The 15,463-nt window shown below is 36.9% G+C and carries 17 protein-coding genes; all 17 read left to right on the forward strand.

Annotated elements, in window-relative coordinates; all coding sequences use genetic code 11:
• The first annotated feature begins 508 nt into the window (after positions 1–508).
• A complete protein-coding gene (gene mnmG / locus H4J50_RS15910; RefSeq protein WP_182257328.1) occupies positions 509–2,398 on the forward strand; it encodes a tRNA uridine-5-carboxymethylaminomethyl(34) synthesis enzyme MnmG in 1,890 nt (629 codons plus the stop codon).
• Between the two features lie 30 nt (positions 2,399–2,428).
• Positions 2,429–3,055: a 16S rRNA (guanine(527)-N(7))-methyltransferase RsmG gene (gene rsmG, locus H4J50_RS15915; protein WP_108457673.1), complete on the forward strand. Its 627-nt coding sequence runs from the start codon at positions 2,429–2,431 to the stop codon at positions 3,053–3,055.
• A gap of 40 nt (positions 3,056–3,095) precedes the next feature.
• Positions 3,096–3,896, forward strand: coding sequence for a ParA family protein (locus H4J50_RS15920; protein WP_108457672.1), 801 nt, complete (start codon positions 3,096–3,098; stop codon positions 3,894–3,896).
• A gap of 14 nt (positions 3,897–3,910) precedes the next feature.
• Positions 3,911–4,801, forward strand: coding sequence for a ParB/RepB/Spo0J family partition protein (locus H4J50_RS15925; RefSeq protein ID WP_182257329.1), 891 nt, complete (start codon positions 3,911–3,913; stop codon positions 4,799–4,801).
• A gap of 312 nt (positions 4,802–5,113) precedes the next feature.
• Entirely contained in the window at positions 5,114–5,506 is a 393-nt protein-coding gene (locus tag H4J50_RS15930) for an ATP synthase subunit I (protein ID WP_310733275.1), read from the forward strand.
• A gap of 17 nt (positions 5,507–5,523) precedes the next feature.
• Positions 5,524–6,294: a F0F1 ATP synthase subunit A gene (gene atpB / locus H4J50_RS15935; protein ID WP_108457670.1), complete on the forward strand. Its 771-nt coding sequence runs from the start codon at positions 5,524–5,526 to the stop codon at positions 6,292–6,294.
• Positions 6,295–6,466: 172 nt separating this feature from the next.
• Positions 6,467–6,694: a F0F1 ATP synthase subunit C gene (gene atpE, locus H4J50_RS15940; protein WP_077284459.1), complete on the forward strand. Its 228-nt coding sequence runs from the start codon at positions 6,467–6,469 to the stop codon at positions 6,692–6,694.
• 32 nt (positions 6,695–6,726) lie between these two features.
• Positions 6,727–7,197, forward strand: a complete 471-nt coding sequence (gene atpF / locus H4J50_RS15945) for a F0F1 ATP synthase subunit B (RefSeq protein WP_108457669.1) — start codon at positions 6,727–6,729, stop codon at positions 7,195–7,197.
• 14 nt (positions 7,198–7,211) lie between these two features.
• On the forward strand, positions 7,212–7,745 hold the full coding sequence (gene atpH, locus H4J50_RS15950) for a F0F1 ATP synthase subunit delta (protein WP_108457668.1): 534 nt from the start codon (positions 7,212–7,214) through the stop codon (positions 7,743–7,745).
• 13 nt (positions 7,746–7,758) lie between these two features.
• Positions 7,759–9,300, forward strand: a complete 1,542-nt coding sequence (gene atpA / locus H4J50_RS15955) for a F0F1 ATP synthase subunit alpha (protein ID WP_108457667.1) — start codon at positions 7,759–7,761, stop codon at positions 9,298–9,300.
• 27 nt (positions 9,301–9,327) lie between these two features.
• Positions 9,328–10,188, forward strand: a complete 861-nt coding sequence (gene atpG, locus H4J50_RS15960; RefSeq protein ID WP_081179537.1) for a F0F1 ATP synthase subunit gamma — start codon at positions 9,328–9,330, stop codon at positions 10,186–10,188.
• A 57-nt stretch (positions 10,189–10,245) separates the two neighbouring features.
• Entirely contained in the window at positions 10,246–11,631 is a 1,386-nt protein-coding gene (gene atpD / locus H4J50_RS15965) for a F0F1 ATP synthase subunit beta (protein ID WP_081150663.1), read from the forward strand.
• A gap of 56 nt (positions 11,632–11,687) precedes the next feature.
• Positions 11,688–12,107, forward strand: a complete 420-nt coding sequence (locus H4J50_RS15970; protein WP_108457666.1) for a F0F1 ATP synthase subunit epsilon — start codon at positions 11,688–11,690, stop codon at positions 12,105–12,107.
• A gap of 404 nt (positions 12,108–12,511) precedes the next feature.
• Positions 12,512–13,072 (forward strand): cytochrome b, encoded by a 561-nt coding sequence (locus H4J50_RS15975; protein ID WP_259366275.1) that lies wholly within the window; start codon positions 12,512–12,514, stop codon positions 13,070–13,072.
• A gap of 33 nt (positions 13,073–13,105) precedes the next feature.
• Positions 13,106–13,666 (forward strand): YceI family protein, encoded by a 561-nt coding sequence (locus H4J50_RS15980; RefSeq protein ID WP_182257330.1) that lies wholly within the window; start codon positions 13,106–13,108, stop codon positions 13,664–13,666.
• Between the two features lie 183 nt (positions 13,667–13,849).
• A complete protein-coding gene (locus H4J50_RS15985) occupies positions 13,850–14,359 on the forward strand; it encodes a DUF3015 family protein (protein WP_108457663.1) in 510 nt (169 codons plus the stop codon).
• A gap of 66 nt (positions 14,360–14,425) precedes the next feature.
• Positions 14,426–15,463: DUF4105 domain-containing protein (locus H4J50_RS15990; protein WP_182257331.1), on the forward strand; the 1,038-nt coding region annotated here is incomplete at its 3' end.

Consider the following 15,463-nt stretch of genomic DNA (forward strand, 5'->3'; position numbering starts at 1 on the left):
ATAGAATTATTACCATTAATTACTTTAGATATGAATGAAGATATTGATCCAGAAGAGCGATCACAAGCTTGGTTATCTGAAAACCAAGATCATTTATAATCGACTTACACATAACTTACTAACAATAAGTTAATATAAATAACCGTATTGTGTATAAGTCTGGGTAAAAGCTATTAATTTTCTATTATTATTCAGTGTATAGAATTTAAGATTAATCTCCCTGTGGATAACTAGCTGTTTTGATCATAGCTTATAAATGAGTTGATCAAGGTTTGATCACAACTATTAGTGGTAGTTAGTTAACTGTTTTTAATCAATAAAAAGCACTTATCAACAGAAAACAAGGATCCTAATAAGTAATAATAATAAGATCTTTAAATAGATCTTTATATATTATTTAACGATCAAGCTTAGATCTTTTCGTAAATTAGATCATTCCCCTTAGGCGAAAAAAGCGCTAAAATATCGCTCTTAATTTTTAAATAGAATAATCTAAGGTCATTAATTTATGTGGTATCAAGAGTCTTATGACGTAATTGTTGTTGGTGGAGGTCATGCTGGAACTGAAGCGTCACTTGCAGCTGCACGCATGGGATGTAAAACATTATTGTTGACCCACAACATTGATACGCTTGGCCAAATGTCTTGTAACCCAGCGATTGGCGGCATTGGCAAAGGTCATCTCGTTAAAGAAATTGATGCACTTGGCGGACTAATGGCCACTGCAGCAGATCACGCAGCGATCCAATTTAGAACCTTAAATGCTAGCAAAGGCCCTGCTGTTCGAGCAACTCGCATCCAAGCGGATCGAAATTTATACCGAAATTTTGTTCGTAATTATTTAGAAAACCAAGAAAATTTAACCATATTTCAACAACCTTGTGATGATCTGATTTTAGAAAATAATAAGATCGTAGGTGTATCAACGCAAATGGGCTTGAAATTTAAAGCTAAAAGCGTTGTGCTAACGGTAGGTACTTTCCTTGCAGGACAGATACACATTGGCTTAAACAATTACCAAGGCGGCAGAGCTGGTGACCCAGCAAGTGTTAACCTTGCTGCACGCTTACGTGATATGCCATTTCGAATTGATCGTTTAAAAACTGGAACACCACCACGATTAGACGCTAGATCATTAGATTTTTCAGTAATGGCCGAGCAACCAGGTGATGATCCACGTCCTGTATTTTCATATATGGGATCGGGTAACGATCATCCTGAACAAGTTTCATGTTTTATAACGCATACCAATGCTAAAACCCATGAAATAATAAAATCTGGTTTAGATAGATCACCTATGTACACAGGTGTTATTGAAGGTATAGGTCCACGCTACTGTCCATCAATTGAAGATAAAATACATCGCTTTGCAGAAAAAGATAGCCATCAAATATTTGTTGAACCAGAAGGGTTAAACACTCACGAGATTTATCCTAATGGTATATCAACAAGCTTACCTTTTGACGTACAAATGGATCTTGTTAGATCAATCAAAGGTTTTGAAAATGCTCACATAACCCGACCAGGTTATGCTATCGAGTATGATTTCTTCGATCCACGTGATTTGAAACAGACTTTAGAAAGTAAATTTGTTGAAAACTTATATTTTGCTGGTCAAATTAATGGTACTACAGGATATGAAGAAGCAGGTGCCCAAGGATTAGTAGCTGCCACCAATGCTGCTGCAAGGGTACAAGGTAAAGAAGAGCTGGTATTAACTAGAGATCAAGCTTACATGGGCGTTCTTATTGATGACCTAGCGACCTTAGGTACTAAAGAACCTTATCGTATGTTTACCTCTCGTGCGGAATATCGTTTATTACTCCGTGAAGACAATGCAGACATTCGCTTAACCGAAAAAGGACGATCGTTAGGTCTAGTGGATGATTTACGTTGGCAACGATTTAATGAAAAAATGGAAAATGTTGAACTAGAGCGTCAACGTTTACGTTCAACTTGGTTACAAAAAGATCACCCGGCTGTAGAACAAGTAAATAAATTACTGAAAACACCGTTAAGTCGTGAAAATTCTTTAGAAGATCTTGTACGACGTCCTGAAGTTAGATATGAAGATTTAGTTTCAATTGAAGGTTTAGGACCGGCAATTGCAGATAAACAAGCATCAGAGCAAATCGAAATTCAAATAAAGTATGCGGGTTATATTGATCGACAGCTTGACGAAATAGCAAAAAAGAAACGCCATGAGAATACTTTGATCCCACTAGATTTTGATTTTACCCAAATATCGGGCTTATCAAATGAGGTTGTTGCAAAGCTTTCAGATGCTCGTCCAGAAACTATTGGCAAAGCTTCACGCATTTCTGGTATTACTCCAGCAGCAATTTCGTTATTATTGGTTTATCTTAAAAAACATGGCTTATTACGCAAAAGTGCTTAAATAGTCAGCTTAAAAGAAAGATTTCGCCTTATGACATTGTCTGAACAACTCGTTGCTCTAATTAAAGAAACCTCACTTGAGGTTTCTACAGAGCAAGTTTCTTTACTTATCCAATATGTTGAATTATTAAATAAATGGAATAAGGCTTATAACTTAACCTCAGTGCGTGATCCAAAAGATATGATTATAAAACATATTATGGACAGCTTAATGGTTGGGCCGCTGCTTAAAGGTCAATCTTTTATTGATGTAGGCACAGGTCCAGGTTTACCAGGAATTCCACTCGCTATATTGTATCCTGATCGAAAATTCGTATTATTAGATAGTTTAGGGAAAAGAATTACCTTTTTAAGACAAGTTGTTTTTCAATTAAAACTGCAGAATGTAACACCGGTTAAATCAAGAGTTGAAGAATATCATCCAGAACAACCTTTTGATGGTGTACTTAGCCGAGCATTTTCATCTTTAATAGATATGGTAACTTGGTGTGAACATTTAGTGGGTGATAATCATGGGCGATTTTTAGCATTGAAAGGTATTTATCCCCATGAAGAAATATCCGTTTTACCTAGTAATATAAAGCTTGAAAATAGTTATACTATTGTTGTTCCTCAGTTAGAAGGCGAACGCCATTTGATTGAATTGGTTAAATCATAAATAATAATAAACTTTTGATCAGAAAGTAATTGAGGTTCCTGTGGGAAAAATAATCGCGGTTGCAAATCAAAAAGGTGGTGTTGGTAAAACGACAACCTCGGTCAATCTTGCTGCTTCTCTAGCGGCAACTAAACGGAAAGTTTTACTGGTTGATTTAGATCCACAAGGTAACGCTACTATGGGTAGCGGTATAGATAAATATGAAGTACCGGCGACTTGTTATGAATTACTCATTGAGGAACGTCCATTCGATGAAGTCGTTTGCAGAAACACCGCAGGTGTTTATGATCTTATTGCTGCCAACAGTGATGTAACTGCTGCAGAAATAAAGTTGATGGAAGTGTATTCTAGAGAACATCGCTTAAAGAATGCATTATCAAAAGTAAGAAAAGATTACGACTATATCATCATAGATTGTCCACCCTCTTTAAATATGTTGACGGTTAATGCAATGACCGCAGCAGATTCTGTTTTAGTACCAATGCAATGTGAATATTATGCTTTAGAAGGTCTAACAGCATTAATGGATACTATTTCACAATTAACAACAGTGGTTAATGGTAAGCTTCATATTGAAGGTATATTACGTACAATGTACGACCCACGTAATCGATTAGCTAACGATGTTTCTGAACAATTAAAGCGTCACTTTGGTGATAAAGTCTATCGTACGGTTATTCCACGTAATGTTCGATTGGCAGAAGCTCCAAGTTTTGGCGCGCCCGTTATGTATTACGATAAGTCATCTACTGGTGCAAAAGCTTATCTGGCGTTAGCAGGTGAAATTTTAAGACGTGCTGAACAGAAAAAACAACCTATACCGCAAGCAACTACTGAGTAGAAATAAGGAATATCATGAGTCAAACAAAACGTAGAGGTCTAGGTCGCGGTCTTGATGCATTACTAACTAAACCATCTGAAGATTCATCTGTAAATGCCAGTGAAAAAACAGAATCAGCAAATAAAAATGCAGAATTACAAAATCTTCCCATAGAGCAATTGCATCCTGGTAAGTATCAGCCACGTAAAGACATGTCTGCAGAAGCATTAGACGATTTGGCTAACTCAATTAAAGCACAAGGTATTATTCAGCCGATTGTTGTGCGCCCTGTTAGTGAACATAGCTATGAGATTATTGCTGGTGAAAGACGCTGGCGAGCTGCGCAGTTAGCAGAATTAGATACTGTACCTTGTTTGATTAAACATGTACCTGATGAAGCGGCAGTGGCAATAGCGCTTATTGAAAATATTCAACGAGAAGATTTAAATGCAATGGAAGAAGCGATTGCATTAGAGCGTTTATTAATTGAATTTGAGTTAACGCACCAAGAAGTTGCAGACGCTGTTGGAAAATCAAGAACTGCGGTTACGAATTTATTACGTTTAAACAATCTAAACAGTGAAGTAAAAACGTTACTCGAACATGGCGATATTGAAATGGGCCACGCACGAGCACTGTTAGCATTAGATAATGATATTCAAACTAACACTGCACGTATTGTTGTAGCTAAAGAGTTAAACGTTCGTGAAACTGAAGCATTAATTAAGAAAGTGCAACAACCTGCTAAAGAAGTAGAAGAAAAGCCTGTAGATCCTAATACTAAAGCGCTTGAACAAAGTTTATCAGAAAAACTAGGTTCAGCCGTTATGATAAATCATAATAAAAAAGGCAAAGGTAAATTAGTTATTTCATACAGTGACTTATCTGAACTTGATGGGATAGTTTCTCGTTTTAATTCTTTTTAGAAAATATATTATGAATTGGGAAGATTCATAATATATTAATAGCTGTAATGACAAATTAATAATTTAAAAAAGACAATATATTGGCTGTTGTATTAAGAATTAAGCTATTCAAAGCTGAAGTTTCTATATTGTATAATACCTTAGTAGTAATTTATTCATTTAGCAGGACTAAATAGCAGAATATGTGGGCAAAGCATGCCCTATTATGTTGCATTCAATCTGTAATTAAGTATACTTGCACGGCTTTTTAAGGATGTAATATCAACTTTAAAAAACTGAAAGCATTACGAAAAAAATCGTACGGAGTTTCTGGTGAGTTTATTTATTCACAATACGTTAGCTAAACCAGGAAGAAAATTTGCTTTTATGCAAATTTTTGTAACGATTATCATTGTTTTGACTTGCAGTGTAGCAACATATTTTATTTGGGGATTATCCTATGCTCACTCAGTATTAACTGGTGGCGCAATAAGTATAATTCCTAATTTTGTCTTCGCTCATAAAGCATTTAAGTATGCAGGAGCAAGATCGTCAGAAAAGGTCTTAGATTCTTTTTATAGTGGCGAAAAATTGAAAATTGTATTAACGGCCGTTTTGTTTGCGCTAGCCTTCAAATTTTTAGCGATAGAGCCAATAGCTTTTTTCAGCAGTTTTTGTTTAGTAGTGGCTTTGCCGTTATTAACACCATTTTTGTTTAAACTTTAATCATTGGGATAATTAATATGTCTTCAAGTGCGGGAATTACCAGCCAAGAATATATTAAACACCATTTAACCAATTTATCTGTCGGTGAAGGTTTCATGACCGTTCACATAGATACACTTGGTTGGTCGGTGTTTTTAGGTTTGGTATTTATCATGTTGTTTCGTTCAGTTGCAAAAAAAGCAAGTACAGGTGTCCCTGGAAAGTTGCAATGTGCTGTTGAAATGATTGTAGAATTTGTTGATGATAGTGTTAAAAGTACCTTTCATGGTAATAACCCTGTCATCGCACCATTAGCATTAACCATTTTTGTTTGGGTATTGTTGATGAACTCTATGGATTGGGTACCGGTAGATTTAATACCGCGTATTTTTGAAATGTTCGGTGTTCATTACATGAAAGCCGTACCTACAACAGATCCAAACATGACCTTTGCTTTAGCATTGGGTGTATTTGTTCTTATCATTTACTATTCAATTAAAGTAAAAGGTATTGGCGGATTCATTAAAGAACTAACGACTCAGCCTTTCGGTCATTGGTCTCTTTACCCGGTTAACTTTATTTTAGAGATGGTTACTTTACTGGCTCGTCCGTTATCATTAGCACTTCGTTTGTTTGGTAACTTGTACGCTGGTGAATTAATATTCTTGTTAATTGCTACAATTGGTTTATTCCAATTGCCAGTACACTTTTTATGGGCAGCTTTCCATTTATTAGTTATCCCATTACAAGCGTTTATCTTCATGATGCTAACGATTCTATATTTGAGTCTAGCGCACGAAGATCACTAATTTGTAGGAAACAAATTAGCACGAATTTATTCGGCCCTTTGGGGTGTAAGGCAGGATGCCTGAATTATTAAATTTTTTGCCCTTGTTACTCAAAAGGTAACAAGGACATAAATAACAGTTTCAACCTTAGTTTTTTAACTTTATAACTTTACTTAAATAATCGGAGATAAATATGTTATATATCGCTGTTGCTTTATTAATCGGTCTAGGTGCTCTTGGTACTGCGATTGGTTTTGGTTTACTTGGTGGCAAATTCTTAGAGTCTGCTGCGCGTCAACCTGAATTAGCACCTCAACTTCAAGTTAAAATGTTCATCGTAGCAGGTCTTATCGATGCTATTGCAATGATCGGTGTTGCTATTGGCTTATACCTATTATTCGCAGTTGGTGTTCCAGCTTAATTTAAACGCGAATTTGAATAGGAGATACATAAATGAATCTTAATATAACCTTACTTGGTGAATTAATCGCATTTATCGTATTTGTAATTTTTTGTATGAAGTATGTATGGCCACCAATTATTGGTGCCATAGAAGCTCGTCAAGCAATTATTGCTGATGGTCTTGCTGCTTCTGACCGTGCCGCTAAAGATCTTGAGCTTGCTCAAGAGAAAGCTTCAGCACAATTAAAAGACGCTAAAGCGCAAGCAGCTGGCATTGTAGAAGCTGCTAAAAAGCGTGAAGCTCAAATAATTGAAGAAGCTGCAGTTAAGGCACATGCTGAGAAAGATAAAATCTTAGCTTCTGGTCATGCAGAAATTGATACTGAACGTAACCAAGCAAAAGAAGAACTACGTCAACAAGTAGCTATTCTTGCTGTTGCTGGTGCCGAGAAAATTCTTGAGCGTTCAATTGATGCCGCTGCACATAGCGACATTTTAGATAAACTTGTAGCTGAACTTTAGAGGGAAATGAGCTTATGTCTGAATTGACAACCATCGCTCGTCCCTACGCTAAAGCGGCGTTTGATTTTGCTGTCGAGGCAAATGCAATTGAAAGCTGGTTAGAAATGCTAGTTTTCGCTGCAGAAGTTGCTAACGATGACACCATTAAAGAATATCTTTCTGGTGGCGCGTCAGTAGAACAATCACAAGACATATTTTTGAAAGTCTGTGATGTTCAACTTGATAGCAATGGCCAAAACTTAATTAAAGTTATGGCTGAAAATAAACGTTTATTGGTGCTACCACAGGTTGTTGCTCAGTTTCGCGAATTAAAAGCTGAACATGAGAAAACACTTTCTGTGGATGTAACTTCAGCTGTTGAATTAACAGCTGAACAAGAAACTACATTATGCGCTGCGCTTGAAAAGCGTTTGGCTCGAAAAGTAAAACTTACTTGTAAAATTGATGCAAACGTCGTCTCTGGCTTAGTAATAAAAGCTGGTGACATGGTAATAGATGGTTCAGTACGAGGTAAATTGAGCCGCTTAGCAACAATAATGCAATCCTAACGGGGAACAGAGTATGCAACTGAATTCCACTGAAATCGCTGAACTGATCAAGAGTCGTATTGAACAGTTTGACGTAGTTAGTGAAGCTCGAAATGAAGGTACTATCGTTTCTGTAACTGACGGTATCATTCGTATTCATGGCCTTGCAGATGTAATGCAAGGTGAGATGATTGAACTTCCTGGCAATCGCTTTGCTATCGCGTTAAACCTTGACCGTGATTCGGTCGGTGCGGTAGTTATGGGTCCTTACGCGGATCTAGCTGAAGGCGTTAAAGTAAAATGTACTGGTCGTATTTTAGAAGTACCAGTAGGACGTGGCTTATTAGGCCGCGTTGTTAATACACTTGGTGAACCAATTGACGGTAAAGGACCTATCGATAACGATGGTTTTGCTCCAGTTGAAATGATGGCACCAGGCGTAATCGATCGTAAGTCTGTTGATGAGCCTGTTCAAACAGGTATTAAATCAATCGATGCAATGATTCCAATCGGACGTGGTCAACGTGAGCTTATCATTGGTGACCGTCAAATTGGTAAATCTGCTATCGCATTAGATGCAATCATCAATCAGAAAAACACCGGTATTAAGTGTGTATACGTAGCTATTGGCCAAAAAGCCTCTACCGTTGCTAACTTAGTTCGCTCTCTAGAAGAGCACGGCGCGTTAGCTAATACTATCGTTGTTGTTGCTGGTGCTTCTGAAGCAGCTGCACTACAGTACTTGTCAGCATATTCTGGCTGTACTATGGGTGAATACTTCCGTGATCGTGGTGAAGATGCATTAATCGTATATGATGATTTGTCTAAGCAAGCAGTTGCTTACCGTCAAATTTCATTACTTTTACGTCGTCCGCCAGGTCGTGAAGCATACCCAGGTGACGTTTTCTATCTTCACAGTCGTTTACTTGAACGTGCTGCTCGTGTAAACGAAGCATACGTTGAACGTTTTACAAAAGGTGAAGTAAAAGGTAAAACAGGTTCTTTAACTGCCTTACCTATCATTGAAACGCAAGCGGGTGATGTATCTGCATTCGTACCAACTAACGTAATCTCAATTACCGATGGTCAGATTTTCTTAGAATCTAACCTATTTAACTCAGGTATTCGTCCTGCTGTTAACGCTGGTATTTCTGTATCACGTGTTGGTGGTGCTGCTCAAACTAAAATCATCAAGAAGTTAGGTGGTGGTATACGTTTAGCATTAGCACAATATGCCGAGTTAGCTGCGTTTGCTCAGTTTGCCTCAGATTTAGATGACGCTACACGTGCTCAATTAGAGCATGGTCAACGTGTTACTGAATTAATGAAGCAAAAGCAATACAGCCCATTGTCAGTTGCTGAAACAGCTGTATCTTTATTTGCCGCAGAAAAAGGCTTTTTAAATGATATCGCAATCAACAAAGTTGTTGATTTTGAAGACGCACTACGTTCATACGTAAACAATGAACACGCTGAGTTGATGGCTACAATCAATGAAAAAGGCGACTATAACAAAGATATCGAGTCTGGTTTAGCGAAAGCGATTGAAGCTTTCAAAGCTACTCAAACTTGGTAATTTAGTTAACCTTTTCGGAGAATAGTCATGGCCGGTGGTAAAGAGATAAAATCGAAGATCGGAAGTGTAAAAAATACACAGAAGATCACCAGCGCGATGGAAATGGTTGCAGCTAGCAAAATGCGTAAAGCGCAAGATAGCATGGCTGCATCACGTCCATACGCTGAAAATATGCGAAATGTGATCGGTCACATCGCGCTTGGTAATCTAGAATATCGTCATCCATATATGGAAGAACGTGAAGCCAAGCGTGTAGGTTATATCGTAGTCTCAACAGACCGTGGTTTGTGTGGTGGTTTAAACATTAACTTGTTTAAGCAAGTACTTGCTGATGCTGGTAAACAGCAATCAGCAGGCGCCGAAGTTGAATTTGCCGTAGTGGGTTCTAAAGCTACTTCATTTTTCAACAATATGGGCGCTAAAGTCGTTTCACAAATTTCGGGATTAGGTGACAACCCTTCACTTACTGACTTAGTTGGTAGTGTAAAGGTGATGTTAAATGCCTATGACAATGGTGAGATAGATAGATTGTTCATCGTATATAACAAATTTGTTAATACGATGACGCAAAAACCGACAATCGATCAACTTTTACCTTTGCCTAAGTCAGATGATGACGCTATTAAGCATCGCTGGGATTACATTTACGAACCTGATGCTCAAGCAATACTTGAACATTTATTGGTTCGTTATACAGAATCTCAAGTATATCAAGGTGTGGTTGAAAACCTCGCATGTGAACAAGCCGCTCGTATGGTTGCAATGAAATCTGCAACTGATAACGCGGGTGACTTAATTGATGATTTACAATTGGTATACAACAAAGCTCGTCAAGCAAGTATTACTCAAGAATTGGGTGAAATTTGTGCAGGTGCAGCAGCGGTATAAGCAAAGGTTCTTTGTTTATTTTTTAGTAAATAAGAGCACAAGATTAGAGGATTAAACATGAGTACAGGTAAAGTCGTCCAAATCATTGGCGCAGTTGTGGATGTTGAATTTCCACAAGATGCTGTACCTCAGGTATATGACGCGTTAAACATAACTGAAGGTGACCTTTCAGGCTTAGTACTAGAAGTACAACAGCAATTAGGTGGTGGTGTAGTTCGTGCTATCGCTATGGGTTCATCAGACGGTTTGCGTCGTGGTCTGAACGTAGAAAACACAGGTAATAACATCCAAGTACCAGTAGGTACATGTACGTTGGGTCGCATTATGAACGTATTGGGTGAGCCTATCGATGAAGCTGGTCCAATCGGCGAAGAAGAAAAGTGGTCAATTCACCGCGCAGCGCCAGCTTATGCTGACCAAGCGATGTCTAATGAACTACTTGAAACTGGTATCAAAGTAATCGATTTAGTATGTCCATTCGCTAAGGGTGGTAAAGTTGGTTTATTCGGTGGTGCTGGTGTTGGTAAAACCGTTAACATGATGGAACTTATTCGTAACATCGCGATCGAGCATAGCGGCTACTCAGTATTTGCTGGTGTAGGTGAGCGTACTCGTGAAGGTAACGATTTCTACCATGAAATGAACGACTCTAATGTACTTGATAAAGTATCGTTAGTTTACGGTCAAATGAACGAGCCTCCAGGAAACCGTTTACGCGTAGCGTTTACTGGTTTGACTATGGCTGAAAAATTCCGTGACGAAGGTCGTGACGTATTATTTTTCGTAGATAACATCTACCGTTATACACTTGCTGGTACTGAAGTATCTGCATTGTTAGGCCGTATGCCATCAGCCGTTGGTTACCAACCAACACTAGCTGAGGAAATGGGTGTTCTTCAAGAACGTATTACGTCAACGAAGAAAGGTTCAATCACTTCAATCCAAGCGGTATACGTACCAGCAGATGATTTGACCGATCCATCTCCAGCAACAACCTTTGCTCACTTAGATGCAACTGTTGTATTGAGTCGTGATATTGCTTCGCAAGGTATATACCCTGCCATTGACCCACTAGATTCTACATCTCGTCAACTTGATCCATTAGTAGTTGGTACAGAGCATTATGAAACTGCCCGTGGTGTTCAATCAACATTACAACGTTACAAAGAACTTAAAGATATCATCGCCATCTTAGGTATGGATGAGTTATCTGAAGAAGATAAATTAGCAGTGAATCGCGCACGTAAGATTCAACGTTTCTTATCTCAACCGTTCTTCGTTGCTGAAGTATTCACCGGTTCTCCTGGTAAGTATGTATCACTTAAAGACACTATCAGTGGCTTTAAAGGTTTACTTGCAGGTGAGTACGATGATTTACCTGAGCAAGCTTTCTACATGGTTGGTTCTATTGAAGAAGCAGCTGAAAAAGCTAAAAACATGTAATGAAGGCTGGTGACTAAAAGCTATTAAAGTTTGCAGTCACCAATTAGGAGGTCAAAATGGCAATACCAACTGTTAATCTGAATGTAGTAAGTGCTGAAGAGGAATTATTCTCTGGTAGCATTTCATCATTACAGATCACAGGTAGTGAAGGTGAGCTAGGCATTATGCCTGGTCATGCACCTTTACTGACCTCACTAAAACCAGGTATGGCAAGAATTGTTAAGGAAGATGGCGTAGAAGAAATTATCTATCTTTCTGGTGGCATGCTTGAAGTTCAACCAAATAACGTTACCGTGTTAGCTGATGTAGCAATACGCGTTGATGACTTGGATGAGCAACAAGCACTTGAAGCTAAAGAACGCGCAGAGAAGCACTTAAATGATCATGGCGGCGACGTCGATTATGCTGAAGCTGCTACTGAATTAGCTCGTGCTGTCGCACAATTACGTGTTATACAAGCTACAAGCAAAAAATAGCTAACACTAAGTTTTAGTGACTCATAAAGCGACTTTTACTTCGGTAAATAGTCGCTTTTTTATTACTTAAAATTTAAATTTATACTACAAATTAACGGCATATTTTTGTTATATATAATGAAAATAGCTGATTTATACGACTAGTCTAAAGTAACTGAGTCACTTATATCTTCTAGCACTTAGTTCAGTATAGATAAATCCCTTCAAAGCATTATTTTTAAACGACTACAATAATTTACAATTAAACTTTATCAATATAGTAAGCTCAGAACTAAGTAAAATATTTACGTCATCTTTAAATGAGCAAAATATGCGATAAAGCGCCATTTTACGCGCCCAAATTAATAGATATATTAAATGTTGATAGCTAAACTAAATAAAACAGATATCCATAAGAAGTAAAAATGAATAGTAATAAATTATTGTGGAGAAATAATTCACAGCAATACGGTGTATTGAGCAAATTATTACACTGGATTTCAGCATTAAGTGTCATTGCTTTATTTGCTTCGGGTTATTGGATGGTTGAGTTAGATTACAGTAGTCAATGGTATATACGTGCACCCCATTGGCATGAAAGTGTCGGAATCCTTTTAATCGGATTAACATTATTTAGACTATTTTGGCGACGAATTGCAGGTTCACCTAGTTCAATAGTCAGTCACAGTAAAATTGAAAAGAAAGCTTCAGCTTTAATGATTTTTCTATTATATGCTGCTCTATTTTCTGTATTAATTTCTGGTTTTTTGATTACCAGTGCTAATGATAAAGCGATAGCTGTTTTTGATTGGTTTAACGTATCTCCTTTAGTGTTAGCGATAAAAAATCAAGAAGATATTGCCGGCTTAGTACATTATTACGTAGCATACGGGATAATTGTATTAGCAGTACTGCATGCAGCTGCAGCTTTAAAACATCACTTTTTTGATAAAGATAACACGCTTAAACGAATGACGAAGTCTTAGTACACACACTCATAAACAATTAAAGGAATGAAGATGAAAAAAATTATACTTGCGAGCGCTTTATTAGCCACAAGCACTTTAATGCCAGCTTTTGCAGCTGATTATATTATCGATACTGACGGTGCACATGCCTCAATAAATTTCGAAGCAAGCCATATGGGCTTTAGTGTGCTTGCTGGCCGTTTTAACGATTTTTCAGGCAAGTTTTCTTATGATAAAGAAAATATATCAGCGTCAAAAATAACGGTTACTATTGATACATCAAGTTTTGACTCAAATCATGCAAAACGCGATAAACATGTTCGCTCAGACGACTTTTTAGATGTTAGCAAATATGCAGAAGCTACATTTGTAAGTAACAAAGTGATAGATAAAGGCGAAGGTAAATTGGCCATTGCAGGTACATTTACAATGCATGGTGTTTCTAAACCATTAGTTATTGACGCAGTAAGAATAGGTGAAGGTAATGATCCATGGGGCGGTTACCGTGCAGGATTTAGCGGTACGGCTACTATTGCAATGGCTGAATTTGGCTTTAAAAAAGATTTTGGTAAAGTTGATTTAATTCTCCATATTGAAGGCATTCGCCAATAGAATTTTGTTCTGATTAACAAAAGGGCTTAACGCCCTTTTTTAATGCGTAAAATTCAATAAAATATAGTACTGCAAGATATTAATGTCAATAAAAGGATTAATCTATTGATTTATATGGTATTTATTTGTATTATGTTTTGGCTTTTTAAAATCACCTTAATAATAATAAAATATGGATATATCATGAATAAAACTAAAATATTAATAAGTTCTATAGCTATAGCTTTCTGTGCATCTTCTTTAAATGTATTAGCCGCTGATAAAACCCCTGGCTCTGGTCCAAATCCATTCTCAGACTGTGGTATTGGTGCTGCTCTATTTAAAGATACAAAATGGGCTGCGGTTACATCTAATGTAATTTGGGATATTGGTACAACAGCTGTTACTTCTGCTACAGCAAGTCCAGAAACATGTACTGGTGCAAATGTTATTGCTGCAAAATTTATTATTGATAATTATGATAATATCGTAGAAGAAATTGCTGAAGGTTCAGGTGATCATTTAGCATCTATGTATGGTGTTCTTGGCTGTGACGATAGTGTACAAACTGAAGTTACTGCCAATATTCGTAATGGTATGGTTCAAGCCATTAATCAAGCCGATTACCAAGAACAAAACTTGGTTCAAAAATCTTCTGCACTTTACAGCATAGTTAACAACTCAACTGTTGTTGGAAACTGCGCAGTAATTTAATGTAGTTTTTACCTCTAATAAATAGCTGCTTCTTAAGCAGCTATTTTTATGTCTGAATAAAACCTTATGCTACTAAGAATTATAATATTACTTGTTACGAGTTATTGCTGTATTTTCAAAATATATGCACAAAATAACAGTATACCCGCCTACTCTAACGAACTAATAGAATCTATATCTACATCAGAAAAATGGCAAAAGCTTATTAAATTAACGCCTAGCTCTGACAGTGAAAATAGTAATTTTGTTATTCATTCACAACGTTTTTATTTTAGTGAACTTTCCTCATTAACAGCTAAAAAAGAGTTAATAAATACGCTTAACGCATTTACGTTGACTGGAAATGAAAAAACGATTGCAGAAAACCCTCAATGTAGATTCCCTGCAAGGTATCATTGGCTGAAAAAGAAATTTGATTTATCTAATGTTAAAGCCGTCGTTTGTGATGACTTTCTTGCTTGGTCAAAGTTATCCTCAACACAATCATTGAGCCTGATTTTTGCTACTGGCTATCTGGGAAACCCAGCTTCTTATTACGGACATACGTTATTAAAATTAAACACGAATAAAAGCCAAAAACTTAATTTATTAGAAACGAGTGTAAACTTTGGTGCCAAAGTTCCTAAAAACGAAGATCCAATAAGTTATATGTTAAAAGGGGTTGTTGGTGGATACGATGGAAGTTTTTCGCATTCAAATTATTACTTCCATACACAAAATTATCTTGAAAATGAATTGCGTGATCTTTGGGAATATAAATTAAACTTATCTCAAGACGATTATTATTTTTTGGTTGCTCATATTTGGGAGTTAATTGAACAAGACTATGTTTACTATTTCTTTGATGAAAACTGTGTCTATAGAATGTATGAACTTTTTACGTTATTTGACGATATCGAATTACCATCAATAAAAGCACCTTGGGTGATCCCGCAAGAAGTTATAAGAGCAATTAATTCGGCTACTTATAAAGATAAGCCACTTGTTACTAAAATTAAATATATACCGTCCAGACAATCCAGCTTTTATAATAAATATTGGCAATTAACATCAACTGAAAAGCTGTTAATTACAAAAGTAGTAGAAAATACCAAACAATTAAAT

Origin of the sequence: Colwellia sp. 6M3, from assembly GCF_014077595.1 — a bacterium.
Lineage (GTDB): Bacteria > Pseudomonadota > Gammaproteobacteria > Enterobacterales > Alteromonadaceae > Cognaticolwellia.